The organism is Azospirillum lipoferum, assembly GCF_024170005.1.
In the GTDB taxonomy this organism is placed as follows: Bacteria; Pseudomonadota; Alphaproteobacteria; order Azospirillales; family Azospirillaceae; genus Azospirillum; species Azospirillum lipoferum.
Genome location: NZ_JALJXJ010000009.1, coordinates 313,019 through 331,296 on the forward strand (window position 1 = coordinate 313,019; position 18,278 = coordinate 331,296).

Genomic DNA, 18,278 nt, shown 5'->3' on the forward strand with positions numbered 1-18,278 from the left:
TGAACCGCCCCCTTGTACCGCGGAGCACCGGACGTCACGCGGACGGCCGGATTTAATTTCCATTCAATCGCACGAAAAATCAATCATGTCAAGTTGAACGCGGTCAGCACGCTGTCCAGGTCGCCGTACCTACAAAAGCGCTGGACCGCTCTTTTGCGTTCCAGATCCTTCCGGGTGAGCCGTTCGGCGTCACGGGTGAGTGCCTGTTCGAGCATCCTGATGAACTGCAGCCGCTTGTCGCGGTCGAGGTCGAGCAGGTTGATAGCCAAGGCAAGGCGGGTGGCCGCGTCGGATATCGCTTCATCCACCAACCCTGCAAATCCCCCGAGCTTCTGGAAGGTCTGCCTGCCGCTCCAGCGCTGTCCCAGAATGGTGCGTTCCCGTTCGGCGGTCGGGTCGAACGGCATGGTCGGCGGAATCCTGTCCGGGTCCGTGCGGTCGCCGTGTTCCTTCATCACGCCGTCGCGGAGGCGCGCGGTCAGGCCGACATGGTCCAGATGCCCGACCTGCTCGCGTTGCGGCTCCGGCAGGGACGCCGCATCGTCGATCGCGGCGAGGAACGCCTGCACGGCGGCGCTGTCGATGAAGCCTTCGCTGAATGGACAGTCGTCGCCTTGCGGTACGCGCGAACCGGCAATACCCAGGGTCTGCGGTGCGTGCACGATCACCTCATGCAGCAGCCCATAGAGGGTCTGGTAGTAGTTCGCGATCTCGAACTTCTCGGCGGGCAGCCAGATGCTCACGTCGGCGGCGCGCGCGGCGGCATGGTCGTCCGGCGGGAAGTGCGTCGCGGCGTTGACCTTGAGGTCGCGCCCCGGCAGGGTTTTGAGGCCTACGGTGATGGCCTTGTCTCCGCCGCTATGGGGGACGGCCGCGTAGGCCCGGTTGCCCACGGCCACGGCGAACTCGAACAATCCGCGCAGATGGTCGAGGCAGCGCGCGTTGCCACGCTGTATCTTGCCGTCCTGCCAGCGGCCATTGCACGGCCGACGTGACGCTTTGCCCGCGCAAGTCTCGCAGTCGATCCTGCCGATTTCCGCTTTCAGCCGTTCGATGCGGGCCTTGAGTTCGTCATCCCCAGTCTGGACCTCGCTGTCGCCCTCGGACGTGGCGGCGGCGCCCGGAGCCATTTCTCCTTCCAGCGCGGTCAGCACTGCGCGCAGGTGGGCATCAAGGCGAAGCTCGTTGTTCCGGACGTTCCGCACGCTGCAGGCCCGCTGGATTCCGGCCGAACGCACGCTATGGTGCTGATGTAGCAACCTTGTCCCTGTGGACGGCAGCGGAGCGTCCAAATGCAGTGTGACGAGTATGCGCGCGACCAGCACCTTGAGTTCCGCGAAATCCAGGTACACATCCCGGTCTCTGGACGTCAGGAGGCTGATCATTCCCGTCGGACTAGCCTTTGATGCGATCGCCGAATTTCTTCTGGAGCCGCGGCAGGATGACGCGGTTCCATAGTGTGTCCAAGGCGCGGACGCCATATTGGGCCGAGATTCCGCCGGCGGCGGCGATCAGGATCGTCGTCACCAACCCCGTGCCTTCCGCATTCGGCTTCGCCTGGAGGGGGGCGGCGGCTTCCTGCTCCAGTCCCGCGAGCACCGCGTCGTCGCCGACACTTTCCTGCCGATATTCGGGATCGTCGCGGAAGTCCTCCCACACCGCCTGGATAAGGGCCTGCACCTCATCGACGGATATGCCGGGATCCACCGACAGGACATGCTGAAACGCCGGTTCGTTCATGGCTCCCCTCCCATCGCCGCTTATGACGCTTGCCTTCGTCTCCGTTGCCTCGTCTTCGGCTCTTCGTTGCCTCGTCTTCGGCGTTGCCGATCCAGGGATGTTTTGAAAAAATCATAGCGTGGCGCGTGGCGGGGCGCAACCAGCGAGTACAATTCCAATGATGGAATACCGCATCGGAGGCGGCGGAGACCTGGATGCACGGCTATAGGGCGGCGGCGGGGTGTTTTCCTCGGCATTGCTGCCGTCGCCGTCGGCAGACTGCCGCAGCTTGGCGGCCGTCCGGGCCGGGACCGCGCCGGATCAGGGCGCCAGCCAGCGTTCCAGGGCGCCCAGCAGATCGGCGCGCCGCACCGGCTTGGTCAGATAATCGTTCATGCCGGCGGAGAGGCAGCGGAGGCGGTCCTCGGGCTGGGCGTTGGCGGTGACGGCGATGATCGGGATTCGGGCGCGCTCGTCGCCGAGCGAGCGGATGGTGGTGGTGGCCGCCACCCCGTCCATGTCCGGCATGGCGACGTCCATCAGCACCGCTTCGGGCGGGACCGGCGCCTGGGCGACGGCCTCCACCGCCTCCGCTCCGCCGGTGGCGGTCTCGACCGAGAAGCCGGCCTTGGCGAGCAGTCCGGCGACCACCATGCGGTTGGTGGCGCTGTCGTCCACCACCAGCAGCCGGCCGCCGCGCGAGCGCGCCCAGCTCATCAGCCGCTCGGCATCGGTGGTGCGCGACGGCAGGGCGACCGGCAGGTCGAGGATCGCCCGCCGCATCCCGTCCGCTCCATGTTCCACGCTCATCTGGGCACCCAGCGCCGCCAGCAGCCGGCGGGCGAGTTCCTGACCGAACCCATCCTCGCCGGTCGTGTCGAAGCGGCCGCTCAGCTCGGTCCGCAGCGTCACCCGCTCCTCCCCCGCCGGCAGGGCCGACAGGCGGATGGCGAGCCGGCCGGGGTCGGCAGTGGCGATGGCGCTGGCGGTCAGCGCGTTGCACAGCGCGCCCGCGGTCTCCGCATCGCCCAGCAGCCGTGGCGGCGTGCCGGTCAGCACGCTCACGTCCAGCGCGATACCCCGTCCCTGCGCCAGCGCCGCGCTCGATACCGACAGCATGCGGGCCAGCGCTTCGGGAGCGAAGGCCGTCACCCTCCCGCCGGGAGCGTGATGCAGATTGTCACCGTTCATGACCCGCCATTGGCAAAATGCAACGCAGCTTGCAGCGACCGGGTTTGGAAATGCCCGAAGGCACAGCCTTTCCGATCTTGCGACCTGTTCTCAGCAAGTCGCGGGCCAACCGGGTGCCCGTTGCGGTGGTGTGGTCAGCGGGGCGGCGCGTCCGGCGGGTTGAAGAGGTAGGGGACGAAGCTGCGGTGATGCTCGTTCACCCGCAATTCGCTGCCGATCGGCGGGAAGGCGCGCTGCTGGCAGTCGGTGCGCTCGCACAGGCGGCAGTTGACGCCGATGGGGACCGCCGCCTTCAGGTCGGTGATGTCGATGCCGGCGGCATAGACCAGTTCCGGCGCGTGGCTCGCCTCGCAGCCCAGCCCGACGGCGAATTGCCGCGACGGCTTCAGATAGGCGCCGCCGCGCTTGGTCACCGTGCGGGCGATGCTGATGTAGGCGGTGCGGTCCGGCATCTGGGCGAACTGCACCAGGATCTTGCCGGGCTGGGCGAAGGCCTCGTGCACGTTCCACAGCGGACAGGCGCCGCCGAAGCGGGCGAAATGGAAGCGGGTGGCGGAATGGCGCTTGGTGATGTTGCCGGCCATGTCGACCCGGACGAAATAGAAGGGCAGGCCGCGCGCCCCCGGCCGCTGCAAGGTCGACAGCCGGTGGCAGACCTGCTCGAAGCTGGCGGAAAAGCGGCTTTGCAGCTGCTCCACATCGTGGCGCAGCGCGCGGGCCTGGGCCGCGAAGGCGCGGTAGGGCAGCACCAGCGCCCCGGCGAAATAGTTGGCGAGCCCGACCCGGCAGATCGACCGGGCGTCCTCGCTGGAGAATTTCGCCTGATCCACCAGCTCGTCGATCTGGTCGCCGAACTCCAGCAGGGCGATCTGGTTCGCCATGTGGAAGGCGCGGCTGGAACTGGTCAGCAGGGCCGACAGCCGCAGCGTGCCGGTGGTGGCGTCATAGCTGCGCATGGCGGTGTCGCCGGCCTCGTCGGCGACGATCTTCACCCGCACGTCGTGGCGCCGCTTCAGATAGGCGGCCAGTTCGTTCAGCAGCGACCCGGAATGGATCTTCTCGGCATCCCACAGCCGTTCCGCCGCCTCGTCCAGCGGGCCGATGTAGTTGTTGCAGTAATGGAAATAGTCCCGCACCTCCTCATAGGGGAACTGCGGGCCGGCAAAGCTGTCGCCCTGTTGTTCGCTGTTGGACAGGCTGTCGGTCAGCGACTGCACCCGCTCATGCAGCTTCTGATAGGCCTGATGCAGGCTGAGCACCCGGCGGGCCAGTTCCGGGCTGGACCCCACCACGCTGCGCAGTTCCGCCGCGGTCAGCGGGGCGCCGGCGAACAGCGGGTCGGCCAGCGCCTCGCGCAGGTCGGAGACCAGCCGGCTGTCCTCATCCTCCAGGAAGGCGGACAGCTCCAGCTCGAAGGTGGCGGCGATCCGCATCAGCACCGGCAGGGTCAACGGGCGCTGGTTGTTCTCCAACTGGTTGAGATAGCTGGGAGAAAGCTCCAGCGTCTTGGCCAGCGACGCCTGGGTCAGGCCGCGCTGCTCGCGCAGGCGGCGCAGCTTGTAGCCAAGGAACAGCTTCTTTTGCATGCGTATAAAATCCTGCCCGGCGCCGGCCCTGGAAATCAGCCGTTCTTCGCAATCTTAGCAAGCGCAAATCGGCCTTTGCAAAGGGCTTCGCAACTTCGCACGTTTTTGCGAAGAGGCTGTTTGAAGCGCTGCGAAGTTTGTGAATAATCCGCGTCGTTCCGGTGAACCATAGCGTCGCCTGCCGCCGGAACGGGGACCGTCACTGAGACGACAAGGAATGGGAACGCCCGATGCAAGACATTCTGGCCAAGTTGGAGTCCAAGCGCGCCGCGGCGCGGCTGGGCGGCGGTGAGAAGCGCATCGCCGGCCAGCACGCCAAAGGCAAGCTGACCGCGCGCGAGCGGATCGAGCTGTTCCTCGACGAAGGGTCGTTCGAGGAGTTCGACATGTTCGTCGAACATCGCTGCATCGACTTCGGCATGGAAAACCAGAAGGTTCCGGGCGACGGGGTGGTCACCGGCCACGGCACCGTCAACGGCCGCCTCGTCTTCGTCTTCAGCCAGGACTTCACGGTCTTCGGCGGCGCGCTGTCGGAAGCGCATGCCGAGAAGATCTGCAAGATCATGGATCAGGCGCTGAAGGTCGGCGCCCCCGTCATCGGCCTGAACGACAGCGGCGGCGCCCGCATCCAGGAGGGCGTCGCCTCGCTCGGCGGCTACGCCGAGGTGTTCCAGCGCAACGTCGACGCCTCGGGCGTCATCCCGCAGATTTCGCTGATCATGGGGCCGTGCGCCGGCGGTGCCGTCTATTCGCCGGCCATGACCGACTTCATCTTCATGGTGAAGGACAGCTCCTACATGTTCGTCACCGGCCCCGACGTGGTGAAGACCGTCACCCACGAGGTGGTGACCGCGGAAGAACTGGGCGGCGCCGTCACCCACTCCACCAAGTCGGGCGTGGCCGATCTGGCCTTCGAAAACGATGTCGAGGCCCTGCTGCAACTGCGCCGCTTCATCGATTTCCTGCCGTCGTCGAACCGCGAGAAGGCGCCGGTCCGTCCCTGCGCCGACCCGCTCGACCGCGAGGACTTCTCGCTCGACACGCTGGTGCCGGAGAACCCGAACAAGCCCTACGACATGAAGGAGCTGATCCTCAAGATCGTCGACGAGGGCGACTTCTTCGAACTCCAGCCGGAATACGCCAAGAACATCCTGATCGGCTTCGCCCGCATGAACGGCTCGACGGTCGGCATCGTCGCCAACCAGCCGATGGTTCTGGCCGGCTGCCTGGATATCGACAGCTCCAAGAAGGCGGCGCGCTTCGTCCGCTTCTGCGACGCCTTCGAAATCCCGATCCTGACCCTGGTCGACGTCCCCGGCTTCATGCCCGGCACGTCGCAGGAATATGGCGGCATCATCAAGCATGGCGCCAAGCTGCTGTACGCGTACGCCGAAGCCACCGTACCGAAGGTGACGGTCATCACCCGCAAGGCGTACGGCGGCGCGTACGACGTGATGTCGTCCAAGCATCTGCGCGGCGACGTCAACTATGCCTGGCCCTCGGCGGAAATCGCGGTGATGGGCGCCAAGGGCGCCGTCGAGATCATCTTCCGCGGCGACATCGGCGACGCCGAGAAGATCGAGGCACGTACGGAAGAGTACAGGCAGAAGTTCGCCAATCCCTTCGTCGCCGCGTCGCGCGGTTACATCGACGACGTCATCATGCCGCACGGAACCCGCCGCCGCATCACGAAGGCGCTGTCCATGCTGAAGAACAAGCAGCTCCAGAACCCCTGGCGCAAGCACGACAACATTCCGCTGTGAGGGCCGGCAGCATGTTCGAGAAGATCCTCATCGCCAACCGTGGCGAGATCGCCTGCCGCGTCATCCGCACGGCACGCCGCATGGGCATCAAGACCGTCGCGGTCTATTCCGACGCCGACAGGAACGCGCTCCATGTCGAGATGGCCGACGAGGCCGTCCATATCGGCGCCGCCCCGTCGGCCCAGAGCTATCTGCTGATCGAGAAGATCGTGGAGGCCTGCAAGCAGACCGGCGCCCAGGCCGTCCATCCCGGCTACGGCTTCCTGTCGGAAAAGCGCGAGTTCCAGGAGGCGCTGGCGGCTGCCGGCATCGCCTTCATCGGCCCGGACGCCCATGCCATCCAGGCGATGGGCGACAAGATCGAATCCAAGAAGCTGGCGAAGGCGGCCGGCGTCTCCACCGTCCCCGGCTATCTCGGCGTCATCGCCGACGACAGCGAGGCGGTGACCATCGCCCGCGACATCGGCTATCCGGTGATGATCAAGGCCTCGGCCGGTGGCGGCGGCAAGGGCATGCGCGTCGCCTGGAACGACGAGGAGGCGCGCGAGGGCTTCCGCTCGGCCACCAACGAGGCGCGCTCCAGCTTCGCCGACGACCGCGTCTTCGTCGAGAAGTACATCCAGCAGCCGCGCCACATCGAAATCCAGCTGCTGGCCGACGGGCAGGGCACCTGTCTGTACCTGCACGAGCGCGAATGCTCGATCCAGCGCCGCCACCAGAAGGTCATCGAGGAGGCGCCGTCGCCCTTCCTCGACGCCGCCACCCGCAAGGCGATGGGCGAGCAGGCGGTGGCACTCGCCAACGCGGTTCAGTACAAGTCGGCCGGCACGGTCGAATTCATCGTCGATGCCGACCGCAACTTCTACTTCCTGGAGATGAACACCCGCCTTCAGGTCGAGCATCCGGTCACCGAGCTGATCACCGGCCTCGACCTCGTCGAACTGATGATCCGCGTCGCCGCCGGCGAGAAGCTGACGCTCCGCCAGGAGGATGTGCAGCTGAACGGCTGGGCCGTCGAGGCCCGCGTCTATGCCGAGGACCCCTTCCGCAACTTCCTGCCCTCGACCGGCCGCCTGACTCATTACCGGCCGCCGGTAGCCATGTCCGCGTCGACACCGGTGTGTTCGAGGGCGGCGAGATCTCGATGTATTACGACCCGATGATCGCCAAGCTCTGCAGCTGGGGGCAGACGCGCGACGAGGCCATCGCCGAGATGCGCGAGGCGCTGGACCAGTATTACATCCGCGGCGTCAGCCACAACATCCCGTTCCTGGCCTCGCTGATGGCGAACCAGCGTTTCGTCGACGGGCGGCTGACCACCAACTTCATCGCCGAGGAATATCCGACCGGCTTCCACGCCTCCGACCTGCCGCCGGAAGACCCGGCGGTGCTGATCGCAGTGGCGGCGGTGATCCACCGCAGCCTGAACGACCGCGACATCCAGATCTCCGGCAAGATGGCCGGCAACAAGGTGACCGTGCGCGACGACTGGGTGGTGGTGCTGGACGGCACCCAGCATCCGGTGCACCTGCATCCGGCGGATGGCAATGCGCAGCGCATCGGCTACACCGTCGAGGTCGACGGCACGCGCCATACGGTGCTGAGCGACTGGCGGATCGGCGAGCCGCTGTTCCGCGGCACGGTGAACGGCACGGCCGTCTGCGTGCAGATCGACCGGGTCGGCATCGGCTACCGCCTGCACCACAGCGGCTCGCAGGCGGTGGTCAAGGTGCTGACGCCGAAGGCGGCCAAGCTGGACGCCCTGATGCCGGTCAAGGCGCCGCCGGACATGTCGAAGTTCCTGCTGTCGCCGATGCCGGGCCTGCTGGTGTCGCTGGCGGTGTCGGAAGGCCAGGAGGTCAAGGCCGGCGAGGTGCTGGCCGTGGTCGAGGCGATGAAGATGGAGAACATTCTGCGCGCCGCGCAGGACGGAACGGTCGCGAAAATCCACGCAGCTCCGGGCAGCAGCCTGGCGGTCGATCAGAAGATCGTGGAATTCGCGTAACCGTATAACAATAAGAAACGCAATCGAGAGGAAGCGTCGCCCCTGCCCCCTTCCACCGGCCGTCCGTCCGGCGGAAGGGGGCATCGGGGGGAAACGCACTGCCAACACCCTGCGCCCATAAGAAGCCATCAGGAGGCGTCGATGACCGAGTTCCCGCAGAAGACCCTTGCCGATTGGGACAAGCTGGCCGCCAAGGATCTCGGCGCCGACGGCGACATTTCCAGGCTGGTCTGGAAGACCCCGGAAGGGCTGGACGTCAAGGCGCTCTACACCGCCGCCGACCTGGAAGGGCTGGAGCTGGACACGCTGCCCGGCTTCCCCCCCTTCACCCGTGGCCCGCGCGCCACGATGTATGCGGTGAAGCCCTGGACCATCCGGCAATATGCCGGCTTCTCCACCGCCGAGGAGTCGAACGCCTTCTACAAGGCCAACCTCAAGGCCGGCCAGATGGGCCTGTCGGTGGCCTTCGACCTCGCCACCCACCGCGGCTATGACAGCGACCATCCCCGCGTCGTCGGCGACGTCGGCAAGGCCGGCGTCGCCATCGACAGCGTCGAGGACATGAAGATCCTGTTCGCCGACATCCCGCTCGACAAGATGTCGGTGTCGATGACGATGAACGGCGCCGTGCTGCCGATCCTGGCCGGCTACATCGTCGCGGCGGAGGAGCAGGGCGTCAGCCAGGACAAGCTGAGCGGCACCATCCAGAACGACATCCTCAAGGAGTTCATGGTCCGCAACACCTACATCTACCCGCCCGAACCCTCGATGCGGATCATCGCCGACATCATCGAGTACACCTCCCAGCACATGCCGAAGTTCAACTCGATCTCGATCTCCGGCTACCACATGCAGGAGGCGGGGGCGACGGCGGTGCAGGAGCTGGCCTTCACCATCGCCGATGGCCTTGAGTATGTCCGCGCCGCGATGTCGAAGGGTCTGCCGGTCGACAAGTTCGCGCCGCGCCTGTCCTTCTTCTTCTCCATCGGCATGAATTTCTTCATGGAGATCGCCAAGCTGCGCGCCGCGCGCCTGCTGTGGTCGTCCCTGATGCAGGAGAAGTTCCAGCCGAAGGACGCGCGCTCGCTGGCGCTGCGCACCCATTGCCAGACCTCCGGCGTCTCGCTGACCGAGCAGGACCCCTACAACAACGTCATCCGCACCACCATCGAGGCGATGGCCGCGGTGCTGGGCGGCACCCAGTCGCTGCACACCAACGCCTTCGACGAGGCGCTGGGCCTGCCGACCAAATTCTCCGCCCGCATCGCCCGCAACACCCAGCTGATCGTCGCGGAAGAGACCGGCGTGACCAAGGTGGTCGACCCGCTCGGCGGTTCCTACTACATCGAGCACCTGACCCACAGCCTCGCCAATGCCGCCCTGGAGCTGATCGGCCGGGTCGAGGAGATGGGCGGCATGACCAAGGCGGTCGAGAGCGGCATGCCCAAGCTGCTGATCGAGGAGGCCGCCGCCCGCCGTCAGGCCGCCATCGACCGCGGCGAGGAGGTGATCGTCGGCGTCAACAAGTACCGTCCGGAGAACCCCGAGGGGGTGGACGTGCTGGACATCGACAACACCGCCGTCCGCGAGGCGCAGATCGCTCGCCTGAAGCAGATCCGCGCCAGCCGCGACGAGGCCAAGTGCCAGGAGGCGCTCGCCGCACTGAGCAAGGCGGCGGCGGAGAAGACCGGCAACCTGCTGGCCCTGGCTGTCGAGGCCACCCGCGCCCGCGCCACCGTCGGCGAGATCTCCGACGCGCTGGAAAAGGCCTTCACCCGCCATGTCGCCGTCATCCGTTCGGTGTCGGGCGTCTACGGCTCGGCCTATGAGGGCGACGAGGGCTTCAGGCGCATCCAGGAGGAGGTGGCGGCCTTCGCCGCCGAGGAAGGCCGCCGGCCGCGCATCCTGGTGGTGAAGATGGGCCAGGACGGCCACGACCGCGGCGCCAAGGTGATCGCCACCAGCTTCGCCGACATCGGCTTCGACGTCGACATCGGGCCGCTGTTCCAGACCCCGGACGAGGCGGCACGGCAGGCGGTGGAGAACGACGTGCATGTCATCGGCGTGTCGTCCCAGGCCGCCGGCCACAAGACGCTGGTGCCGCAGTTGATCGAGGAGCTGCGCCGCCAGGGCGCCGGCGACATCCTGGTGGTGTGCGGCGGCGTGATCCCGCCGCAGGATTACGACTATCTCTACAAGGCGGGGGCCGCGGCGATCTACGGGCCGGGCACCAACATCCCGAAGGCGGCGTCGGACATCCTGGGCATCCTGCGCAAGCAGAAGGCGGCGGCGTGATGTCGTCCAAGGATCGGCATGACCCCTCGGCTTCGGAGGCTTGCACACACCGCGAGCGAGCGCGTATGACCGAAGCCGAGAAGCAACGCTGGACTGAGGAAAACCGTGGAGCCTTCAAGGCTTACGATGAGTTGGTCGACAAATACGGCCTTTTCGGCAACGGTAAGCGCCTGTTCTAAAGGCCGTCTCCCTCTCCCCCCCGGGGAGAGGGTCGGGGTGAGGGGGATCCGCTTCGAGGATTCTTCAACCATCGCGCAGTCCCTCACCCGGCTGCTGCGCAGTCACCCTCTCCCGCAAGCGGGCGAGGGTCGGCCCCCCTCACCCGGCCGGCACAGCCGGCCGACCTCTCCCCACTTTCGGCGGTTCTTCGATCCGCCTGTCGCATCAGCGCAAACGAAGTTTGCGCGTGAGCGGGGGGGAGAGGCGGATTTGCGGACCTTCGGTGGATGACCGTCACCGCCGAAACCGACCTCTACGCCCCCGTCAAAGCCTTTCTCGAAGCCCAGGGCTACGACGTGAAGGCGGAGATCCGCGGCTGCGATCTCGTCGCCACGCGCGGCGGCGAGCCACCGGTGATCGTCGAACTGAAGAAGCGCTTCACCCTCGACCTCGTGCTCCAGGGCGTTGACCGGCTGGCGGTCAGCGACAGCGTCTATCTCGCCGTGCCGCAGCCGGGGCGCAAGGCCACCGGGGCCTCTCCCCTGGACGGTGACGTGAAGAAGCTCTGCCGGCGGCTGGGGCTCGGCCTGCTGATGGTCGATCCGGGGCTGGCGGAGGGGCGGCAGGTCACCGTGCTGCTCGACCCTATTCCTTACACCCCGCGCAAGGACAAAAAGCGCGCCCACCGCCTGCTGGGGGAGCATGCCCGCCGGGTCGGCGATCCCAACCGGGGTGGCTCCACCCGTGTCGCCATCGTCACCGCCTATCGCCAGGACGCGCTGCGCATCGCCCGTATGCTGCGCGACGGGCCGCTGACCGTCGCGGCCCTGCGCAAGGCGGGGGCGCCGAAGGATGTCGGACCGATGCTGCTGCGCAACGTCTATGGCTGGTTCGAGCGGGTCGGGCGCGGCACCTACGCGCTGACCCCGGCGGGCGTGCAGGGGGTCGAGGCCTTCGCCCATGCGCTGGCGGAAGACAGTTCCCAATCCGTTATAGTCCCCTCTCCCCCCCGGGGAGAGGGTTAGGGTGAGGGGGACGCGTTGCGGGACCTTTGGGAAATCCACGCGGTGCATCCCCCTTACCCCGACCCTCTCCCGGGGGGAAGAGGGGGATATACCCGGCCAGGGCGTGACACCCCGCACAGCCAAGCCTATGATTAGTGTTCCCAATCCACAATCACACCAAGCTGGAGCCCGCTTTGTCGGACTACATCAGCAATCTCGTCGTCTTTTTCGTCGTCGTCGATCCGCCGGGGCTGGTGCCGCTGTTCATCGCGTTGACCCGCGGCTTCGACGACCGGCACAAGCGGATCATCGCGTTGCGCGGCACCGCCATCGCCTTTGTCGTCCTGGTCTTCTTCGCCTATTTCGGCAAGGTCGTGCTGGAAACGCTGTCCATCGAGATGCCGGCCTTCCGCATCGCCGGCGGGGCGCTCCTGTTCTGGATCGCCTTCGAGATGCTGTTCGCCAAACGCTCCGAACGCAAGGAGCGCGATACCGGCGAGGCGATGACCGACGAGGACGCCCACGACGTCGCCGTCTTCCCGCTGGCGGTGCCGCTGATCGCCGGGCCGGGCGCCATCACCTCGATCCTGCTGCTGATGGACCGCGTCGGCACCACGGCGGCGGGACAGGTCAGCGTCCTGGGTGCGGCGGCGACGGTGATCGGCGGGGTGACGCTGATCCTGCTGGGCGCCGACCGGGTGGGCCGTCTGCTGGGCCGCACGGTGATCCACACGGTCAGCCGGGTGCTGGGCATCGTACTGGCGGCGCTGGCGGCGCAGACGGTGATTTCCGGCATCACCGCGGTCTATCCGCCCCACTGATCGCCGGGCGCCTAAGGGCTGAGACTACCGTCGGGCAGGCCGCGCAGACAGTCCAGGCTCCTGCCTTGGGGCAAGCCGGAACTCGCGGGAGCCGAGAGCGCGACCGTCCTGGGCCAGCAGCCGCAATTTGGCGAGCGGCAGTCCGCTTGGTTTGTCGACCACCGCGATGTCAAGTTCACCGGGCTCGAAGCAGTTTTCCTCACCCCATTGCCAGAGCGCAATGAGGATGACATGGAGTTGCTCCCCCTTCGGGGTGAGCACGTAAAGGTGACTGAGCGCGGAGTCCGGGTCCGGCTCGATGACGAATATTCCATTGTCGACCAGCTTCTTGAGGCGGCTTGAAAGGATATTTTTCGCAAGCCCCAAGCTCTTCTGAAATTCGCCGAATCTCTGCTTTCCTCCGAAGGATTCGCGCACGATCAGCAGCGACCACCAATCGCCGATGACCTGAAGGGCACGCGCGATCCCGCAGTTCGCCTGCCCCAGGTCCTTGCGCTTGCCCTTCATTCGGTTCTCCGTTCGCCGCGATCAATAGGGTTGCAAAGTTAAACCATTTCGGTCAGATGTCGAGAGGTTGCAAAGTTAAACCATTCGGCGCGGATGCCCGTGCCGGAAACGGAGGCATGGAATGAGTGACCTGTTGGAACTTGCTGTTTCGGCGCATGGCGGTTGGGACCGCTGGCAGAGGGTCAGGACGGTGAGCGCGCATGTCTCGATCGGCGGCGGCGTCTGGCATCTCAAGGGCTGGCCGGACGTGTTCAGGGACGCTCGGGTCTCGATCGACCCTCACAGGCAGCACACCGAGTATTCGCCCTTCGTCCAGGCTGGCCGGCGCACGCTGTTCGACGCCGGGCGCACGGCGGTCGTGACCGATGAAGGGGAGGTCGTCGAGCAGCGTGAGGAAGCGAGGAAGGCGTTCGCGGGCCATACCCTGACGACGCCGTGGGATGCCCAGCATCTGATCTACTTCACCGGCTACGCCATGTGGACCTACCTGACCACGCCCTTTCTCTTCAAGCTCCCGGGGGTCGAGAGCGAGGAAGTCGAACCCTGGGTGACGGAAGAGGGAGAGACGTGGCGCCGTCTGAAGGTGACGTTCCCGTCGGGCATCGAGACGCACTCGACCGAGCAGACCTTCTATTTCGACGCCTCGGGGATTCTTCAGCGTCATGACTACAGCGCGGATGTCCTGGGCGGGACGTCGAGCGCCAATTACGCGACGGAACACAGGACGTTCGGCGGTTTCGTCTTCCCGACCAGGCGGCGCGTATATGCGATCGGCGAGAACAACCTGCCCCTGCGTGAGCGCGTGGCGGTTGCCATCGACTTCCTCACCGTCGACGTGGTGTGAGAGGGGATCTGTCGATGGCCTGATCAGCTCCCTTTTCACCTTTGAAGCTCGGCGCCGGGTTCGACGATGTCGAGCTTCACGGGGCGAACGGCTGCCTCATCGACCAGGTCCTGCGGTCGAACACGAATCAACGGACGGATTGCTATGGCGGCTCGATAATACCTTGTTCTGTCGGGTTTAAGACTGAAAGACTAGTCCCCCTTTCCGCGGCAGTCGCCCACCCTACATCGCCTCCTGCCACGCCGGCGCCGGCTATTGTTCCGGTGCCGGCGTATCATCGCGCCCAACAAAAGAGGCGGCGGCCATGGAACTCGATCCATTGATCCTGTCGCGAATCCAGTTCGCGTTCACGATCTCCTTCCACATCCTGTTTCCCAGCTTTACCGTGGGACTTGCCTGTTGGATCGCGCTGCTCGAAGCGCTGTGGGTCGGCACCGGCAAGGGCATCTACCGCAGCCTGTCGGAGTTCTGGACCCGCATCTTCGCCCTGTCCTTCGGGCTGGGCGTGGTGTCGGGCATCGTCATGTCCTACCAGTTCGGCACCAACTGGAGCCGCTGGTCCGACACGGTGGGCAACGTCCTTGGTCCGCTGATCCAGTACGAGGTGGTGACCGCCTTCTTCCTGGAGGCCGCCTTCCTCGGCATCCTGCTGTTCGGGCGCGACCGGGTGCCGCGTGGCATCCACCTGATGGCGGCCTGTCTGGTGGCGCTGGGCACGCTGCTGTCGTCCTTCTGGATCCTGTCGGCCAACAGCTGGATGCACACCCCGGCCGGCTTCGAGATCCAGGACGGACGTTACTTCGTCACCGATTGGTGGCAGGTGGTGTTCAACCCGTCCTTCCCCTATCGCCTGACCCACATGGTGACGGCGATGTTCCTGACCACCAGCTTCGTCGTCGCCGGCATCAGCGCCTTCTACCTGCTGAAGCGCCGCCATTCCGACCATGCGAAGCTGGGGCTCGGCATGGCGCTCGGCCTCATCACCGTGCTGGCGCCCTTGCAGATTTTCCTCGGCGACCAGCATGGGCTGAACACGCTGGAGCATCAGCCGGCCAAGATCGCCGCGATGGAAGGCAACTGGGAAGGCGGCCCGCGTGCGCCGCTGGTGCTGTTCGCCATCCCTGACGTGAAGGCGGAGACCAACCATCTGGAGATCGGCATCCCTGCCCTGTCCAGCCTGATCCTGACCCACGACTTCAACGGCACGGTCCCCGGCCTGAAGCAGTTCCCGGCCGATCAGCGCCCCGATCCGCGCATCATCTTCTGGACCTTCCGTCTGATGGTCGGCATCGGCATGTTGATGCTGACGGTGGCGGTGGTGCATCTGGTGCTGCGTTTCCGCGGCCGGCTCTACAGCAGCGACTGGTTCCACCGCATCCTGGTCGGCTGCATGCCCATCGGCTTTGTCGCCATCCTGGCCGGCTGGTTCACCACCGAGATCGGACGCCAGCCCTGGGTCGTCTACGGCCATCTGCGCACCGCCGACGCGGTGACGCCGTCGCTGACGGTGGAGGCGGCGCTGGTCTCGCTGATCTCCTTCGTCGTCGCCTACGCCATCATCTACGGCGCCGGCACCTATTACCTGATCCGCCTGCTGCGCACTGGTCCGACGCACATCCACGATGCGAAGCAGCCGCCGGAGGCGCAGCGGCCCAAGCGGCCGCTGTCGGCTGCCGACCAGTCCATCGAAGCCGCGGAGTAACCCCCATGCAGGAAATTGCGGAAGGAAGCCTGCTGACCCTGATCTGGGTCGGGATCGTCGGCTTCGCGGTGTTCATGTATGTGCTGATGGACGGCTTCGACCTCGGCATCGGCATCCTCTATCCCTTCGCCCCGACGGAGGAGGACCGCGACACCATGATGAACACGGTGGCGCCGGTCTGGGACTTCAACGAGACTTGGCTGGTGCTGGGTGGGGCGGGGCTGTTCGCCGCCTTTCCCATCGCCTATGCCGTGGTCCTGCCGGCGATGTATCTGCCGCTGCTGGTCATGCTGATCGCCCTGATCTTCCGCGGCGTCGCCTTCGAATTCCGCTTCAAGGCGCGGGCGGGCCGTCCCTGGTGGAACCGCTCCTTCTTCCTCGGCTCGCTGCTGGCGACCTTCGCGCAGGGGGTGGTGCTGGGCTCCTTCATCCAGGGTATCCCGGTGTACGAGAGGCAGTTCATCGGCGGCATGCTGCACTGGCTGTCGCCCTTCAGCCTGTTCTGCGGGGTGGCTCTGGTGGTCGGCTATGCTCTGCTGGGGGCGACGTGGCTGATCTGGCGGACCATCGGACCGTTGCAGGACTGGTGCTTCCGCATGGCGCGGCGGCTGATGCTGGTGGTGCTGGCCGGGGTTGCGGCGGTCAGCCTGTGGACGCCCTTCCTGCTGCCGCAGATCGCCGAGCGCTGGTTCTCCCTGCCCAACCTGATCTTCCTGTCGCCGGTGCCCATCGTCACCGCCGTGCTGGCCTTCGCCCTGTGGCGGGCCATCGACAACAGCCGGGAGGTGGCGCCCTTCGTGCTGTCGATGGCGCTGTTCGCCCTTTCCTATCTCGGCCTCGCCATCAGCCTGTGGCCGCACCTGATCCCGCCCGGCGTCACCGTGTGGGAAGCGGCGGCGCCGCCCAAGACCCAGGTGTTCCTGCTGGTCGGCATGGCCTTCCTGATCCCGGCGATCCTGGGCTACACCGCCTATTCCTACTGGATCTTCCGCGGAAAGGTGACGGGCGCCTTCGGTTACCATTGAGCGGACGGGGCGCCCCGGCCTAAAAAGGGCGCCTTCAGACGGGAAAGGGATCCGCCATGGACATCGACATCAGCTTCGCCGAGGCCATGCTGCGCCGTGGCGCCGGCCTGCTGGAAGCCGAAGCGGGTGCGGCGGACACCGACGATCCCTTCGCCGTGCTGGCCCGTCTGCTGGCCGCCGCCGCGGCGACCGACGCGCCGCTGGTGGTGCTGAGCGAGGGCGGCAGCCACCCCGCTTTGTTCGACGAGGCCAACCGCCGGGCGGCGGAACCGCTGACCGCCCGCCTCGCCGGCCTCGCCGCCACCCGCCAGGGCGAGCGCGCCGCCATGTACGAGTTCGACGGCACCGGCCCGCTGACCGGCAACCGCATCGTCGCCGCCCTGCTGCGGCCGGAGGAGCGGTCCGACCTGCTGCATGTCTACATCGCCGTCGGTCGCCTGCGCGGCGGCGAGGCGCAGATCACCGTGCCGCCCGCCCTGCTGCGCTTCGACGCCGCGGCGCTGGGCCAGACGTTGGGGCTGCTTGGCGATGCGGTGTCGCGCAGCCCCAACGCCGCCACCGCGGCGCTGGCCCATGCCGCCGCCATCCTGCCGATGAAGGGCCATGAGGAAGGCGGCATGCCGGCGGCGCTGCTGGACCTCTACTGGCATGCGCTGACGCTGGCGTCGGTGCGCGCCGCTGGCGGCGCTGCTGGAGGACTGGCCGGGATGACACCGGAGGGGAATGCGTAAATGCGTTGAGAGCGCCTTTCTCCCGTTTTGCACAAAATCCACCAATCAAGGAACAAAATCCCATAATCTCTCCGCAAATGGTCCCACCACCTTGCGGAGCGACGCCATGCCCCTCGACAGCCGTACCTTCCAGAACGACTACTTCCCCCTCTGGGCCGAAGAGCCTCCGGTGCCGTCCGAAGGCTCGCTAGTTCCCGGATCGCAGTTCCATGAGGAGCAATGGATCATGGCCGCCGGCATGCTGGCCCGCGGCAGCAGCTTCCTCTATGTCGCCCGCGCCATGGGATGCAGCCGGACGACTCTCTGGCGGGCCTATTACGGATCCAAGGATTTTCGTCACAGGGTCTGGTGGGAAAGGCAGGCGCTGAACCGCGAGGCCGACCTGCGCCTGTCCTCTCTGCGCAGTCTGGTCGTCGAACAGATCGAACGGCTGGTCTCCTCCGGCGATCCGTCGACCGTGCGCTGGCTGGCCGAACGGCTCGGCCTTCTCGACGGGCTAGGCGTTCACCCGGCTCAACGACCGGCGCAACAGCCGCAAACCCGGCAGCCGGCCGACTCCGTTTCTCCGCAGCCGTCGGAAGACCCGTCCGCCGAAGTCGTCCCAGAACTCGACGATGACAGCATCCCCGGCGCCTTCCGCGAACGCACCCCGCCCAACCCGCGCGCCGTCGCCGCCATCCTCGCCCGCCCGGAATCGGAGGGGCCGAAGGGTGTTTACCCCTTTACCTTCAACCCCGACGATCCCTATCCCAATCTCGGCTCGGCGCTGGAACGGCAGGGCGGGAAGGGCGCCTTCGGCAAGCGGTAAGGCGGGCGGGCTGTCAAATGGACCGGCGGCCAGGATGGAACATCCGCCGGAAACCGTTCCACGCTGTTCCATCCCCCGCCGGATGCGGTTGGCATCGTCGCCAAGGAGGCCCGCGCAA

The 18,278-nt window shown here is 66.4% G+C and carries 16 protein-coding genes and 1 pseudogene; 12 read left to right on the top strand and 5 right to left on the bottom strand.

Annotation, left to right across the window (positions count from 1 at the left end; translation table 11 throughout):
- Positions 1-83: 83 nt before the first annotated feature.
- From J2848_RS21285 to J2848_RS21300, 4 genes are all read right to left on the bottom strand, one after another.
- A complete protein-coding gene (locus tag J2848_RS21285) occupies positions 84-1,385 on the bottom strand; it encodes a hypothetical protein (protein WP_149233221.1) in 1,302 nt (433 codons plus the stop codon).
- A 10-nt stretch (positions 1,386-1,395) separates the two neighbouring features.
- Complete coding sequence (locus tag J2848_RS21290; protein WP_149233222.1) at positions 1,396-1,740, bottom strand: hypothetical protein; 345 nt, start codon at positions 1,738-1,740, stop codon at positions 1,396-1,398.
- A 300-nt stretch (positions 1,741-2,040) separates the two neighbouring features.
- Entirely contained in the window at positions 2,041-2,910 is an 870-nt protein-coding gene (locus J2848_RS21295; RefSeq protein ID WP_149233223.1) for a response regulator, read from the bottom strand.
- 134 nt (positions 2,911-3,044) lie between these two features.
- Positions 3,045-4,496 carry a helix-turn-helix domain-containing protein gene (locus J2848_RS21300; RefSeq protein ID WP_149233224.1) on the bottom strand — a complete coding sequence of 484 codons (1,452 nt, stop codon included), beginning with the start codon at positions 4,494-4,496 and terminating at the stop codon, positions 3,045-3,047.
- Positions 4,497-4,726: 230 nt separating this feature from the next.
- Between J2848_RS21300 and J2848_RS21305 the strand changes: the two genes are divergently transcribed.
- The 6 genes and pseudogenes from J2848_RS21305 (at position 4,727) to J2848_RS21330 (ending at position 12,543) form a co-directional block, all read left to right on the top strand.
- Complete coding sequence (locus tag J2848_RS21305) at positions 4,727-6,259, top strand: acyl-CoA carboxylase subunit beta (RefSeq protein ID WP_149233225.1); 1,533 nt, start codon at positions 4,727-4,729, stop codon at positions 6,257-6,259.
- 11 nt (positions 6,260-6,270) lie between these two features.
- Positions 6,271-8,264, top strand: a pseudogene (locus J2848_RS21310) (acetyl-CoA carboxylase biotin carboxylase subunit).
- Positions 8,265-8,405: 141 nt separating this feature from the next.
- Entirely contained in the window at positions 8,406-10,559 is a 2,154-nt protein-coding gene (scpA, locus tag J2848_RS21315; RefSeq protein ID WP_149233226.1) for a methylmalonyl-CoA mutase, read from the top strand.
- On the top strand, positions 10,559-10,738 hold the full coding sequence (locus J2848_RS35970) for a type II toxin-antitoxin system CcdA family antitoxin (RefSeq protein ID WP_149233227.1): 180 nt from the start codon (positions 10,559-10,561) through the stop codon (positions 10,736-10,738). The genes scpA and J2848_RS35970 overlap by 1 nt, the downstream gene beginning before the upstream one ends.
- A gap of 267 nt (positions 10,739-11,005) precedes the next feature.
- Entirely contained in the window at positions 11,006-11,743 is a 738-nt protein-coding gene (locus J2848_RS21325; RefSeq protein WP_149233228.1) for a DUF2161 domain-containing phosphodiesterase, read from the top strand.
- A gap of 173 nt (positions 11,744-11,916) precedes the next feature.
- On the top strand, positions 11,917-12,543 hold the full coding sequence (locus J2848_RS21330; RefSeq protein ID WP_149233230.1) for a MarC family protein: 627 nt from the start codon (positions 11,917-11,919) through the stop codon (positions 12,541-12,543).
- A 24-nt stretch (positions 12,544-12,567) separates the two neighbouring features.
- Here the strand turns inward: J2848_RS21330 and J2848_RS21335 are convergent, their stop codons facing one another.
- Positions 12,568-13,050, bottom strand: coding sequence for a winged helix-turn-helix transcriptional regulator (locus J2848_RS21335; RefSeq protein ID WP_149233231.1), 483 nt, complete (start codon positions 13,048-13,050; stop codon positions 12,568-12,570).
- Positions 13,051-13,171: 121 nt separating this feature from the next.
- Between J2848_RS21335 and J2848_RS21340 the strand changes: the two genes are divergently transcribed.
- From J2848_RS21340 to J2848_RS21365, 6 genes are all read left to right on the top strand, one after another.
- Positions 13,172-13,894: a hypothetical protein gene (locus J2848_RS21340; RefSeq protein WP_149233232.1), complete on the top strand. Its 723-nt coding sequence runs from the start codon at positions 13,172-13,174 to the stop codon at positions 13,892-13,894.
- Positions 13,895-13,935: 41 nt separating this feature from the next.
- Positions 13,936-14,217 carry an oxidoreductase gene (locus J2848_RS36295; RefSeq protein ID WP_211103242.1) on the top strand — a complete coding sequence of 94 codons (282 nt, stop codon included), beginning with the start codon at positions 13,936-13,938 and terminating at the stop codon, positions 14,215-14,217.
- Positions 14,199-15,596, top strand: coding sequence for a cytochrome ubiquinol oxidase subunit I (locus J2848_RS21350; RefSeq protein ID WP_149233233.1), 1,398 nt, complete (start codon positions 14,199-14,201; stop codon positions 15,594-15,596). The genes J2848_RS36295 and J2848_RS21350 overlap by 19 nt, the downstream gene beginning before the upstream one ends.
- A gap of 5 nt (positions 15,597-15,601) precedes the next feature.
- On the top strand, positions 15,602-16,621 hold the full coding sequence (gene cydB / locus J2848_RS21355; protein WP_149233234.1) for a cytochrome d ubiquinol oxidase subunit II: 1,020 nt from the start codon (positions 15,602-15,604) through the stop codon (positions 16,619-16,621).
- A 56-nt stretch (positions 16,622-16,677) separates the two neighbouring features.
- Complete coding sequence (locus tag J2848_RS21360; protein WP_149233235.1) at positions 16,678-17,352, top strand: hypothetical protein; 675 nt, start codon at positions 16,678-16,680, stop codon at positions 17,350-17,352.
- A 106-nt stretch (positions 17,353-17,458) separates the two neighbouring features.
- A complete protein-coding gene (locus J2848_RS21365) occupies positions 17,459-18,160 on the top strand; it encodes a hypothetical protein (RefSeq protein WP_149233236.1) in 702 nt (233 codons plus the stop codon).
- Positions 18,161-18,278 lie beyond the last annotated feature (118 nt).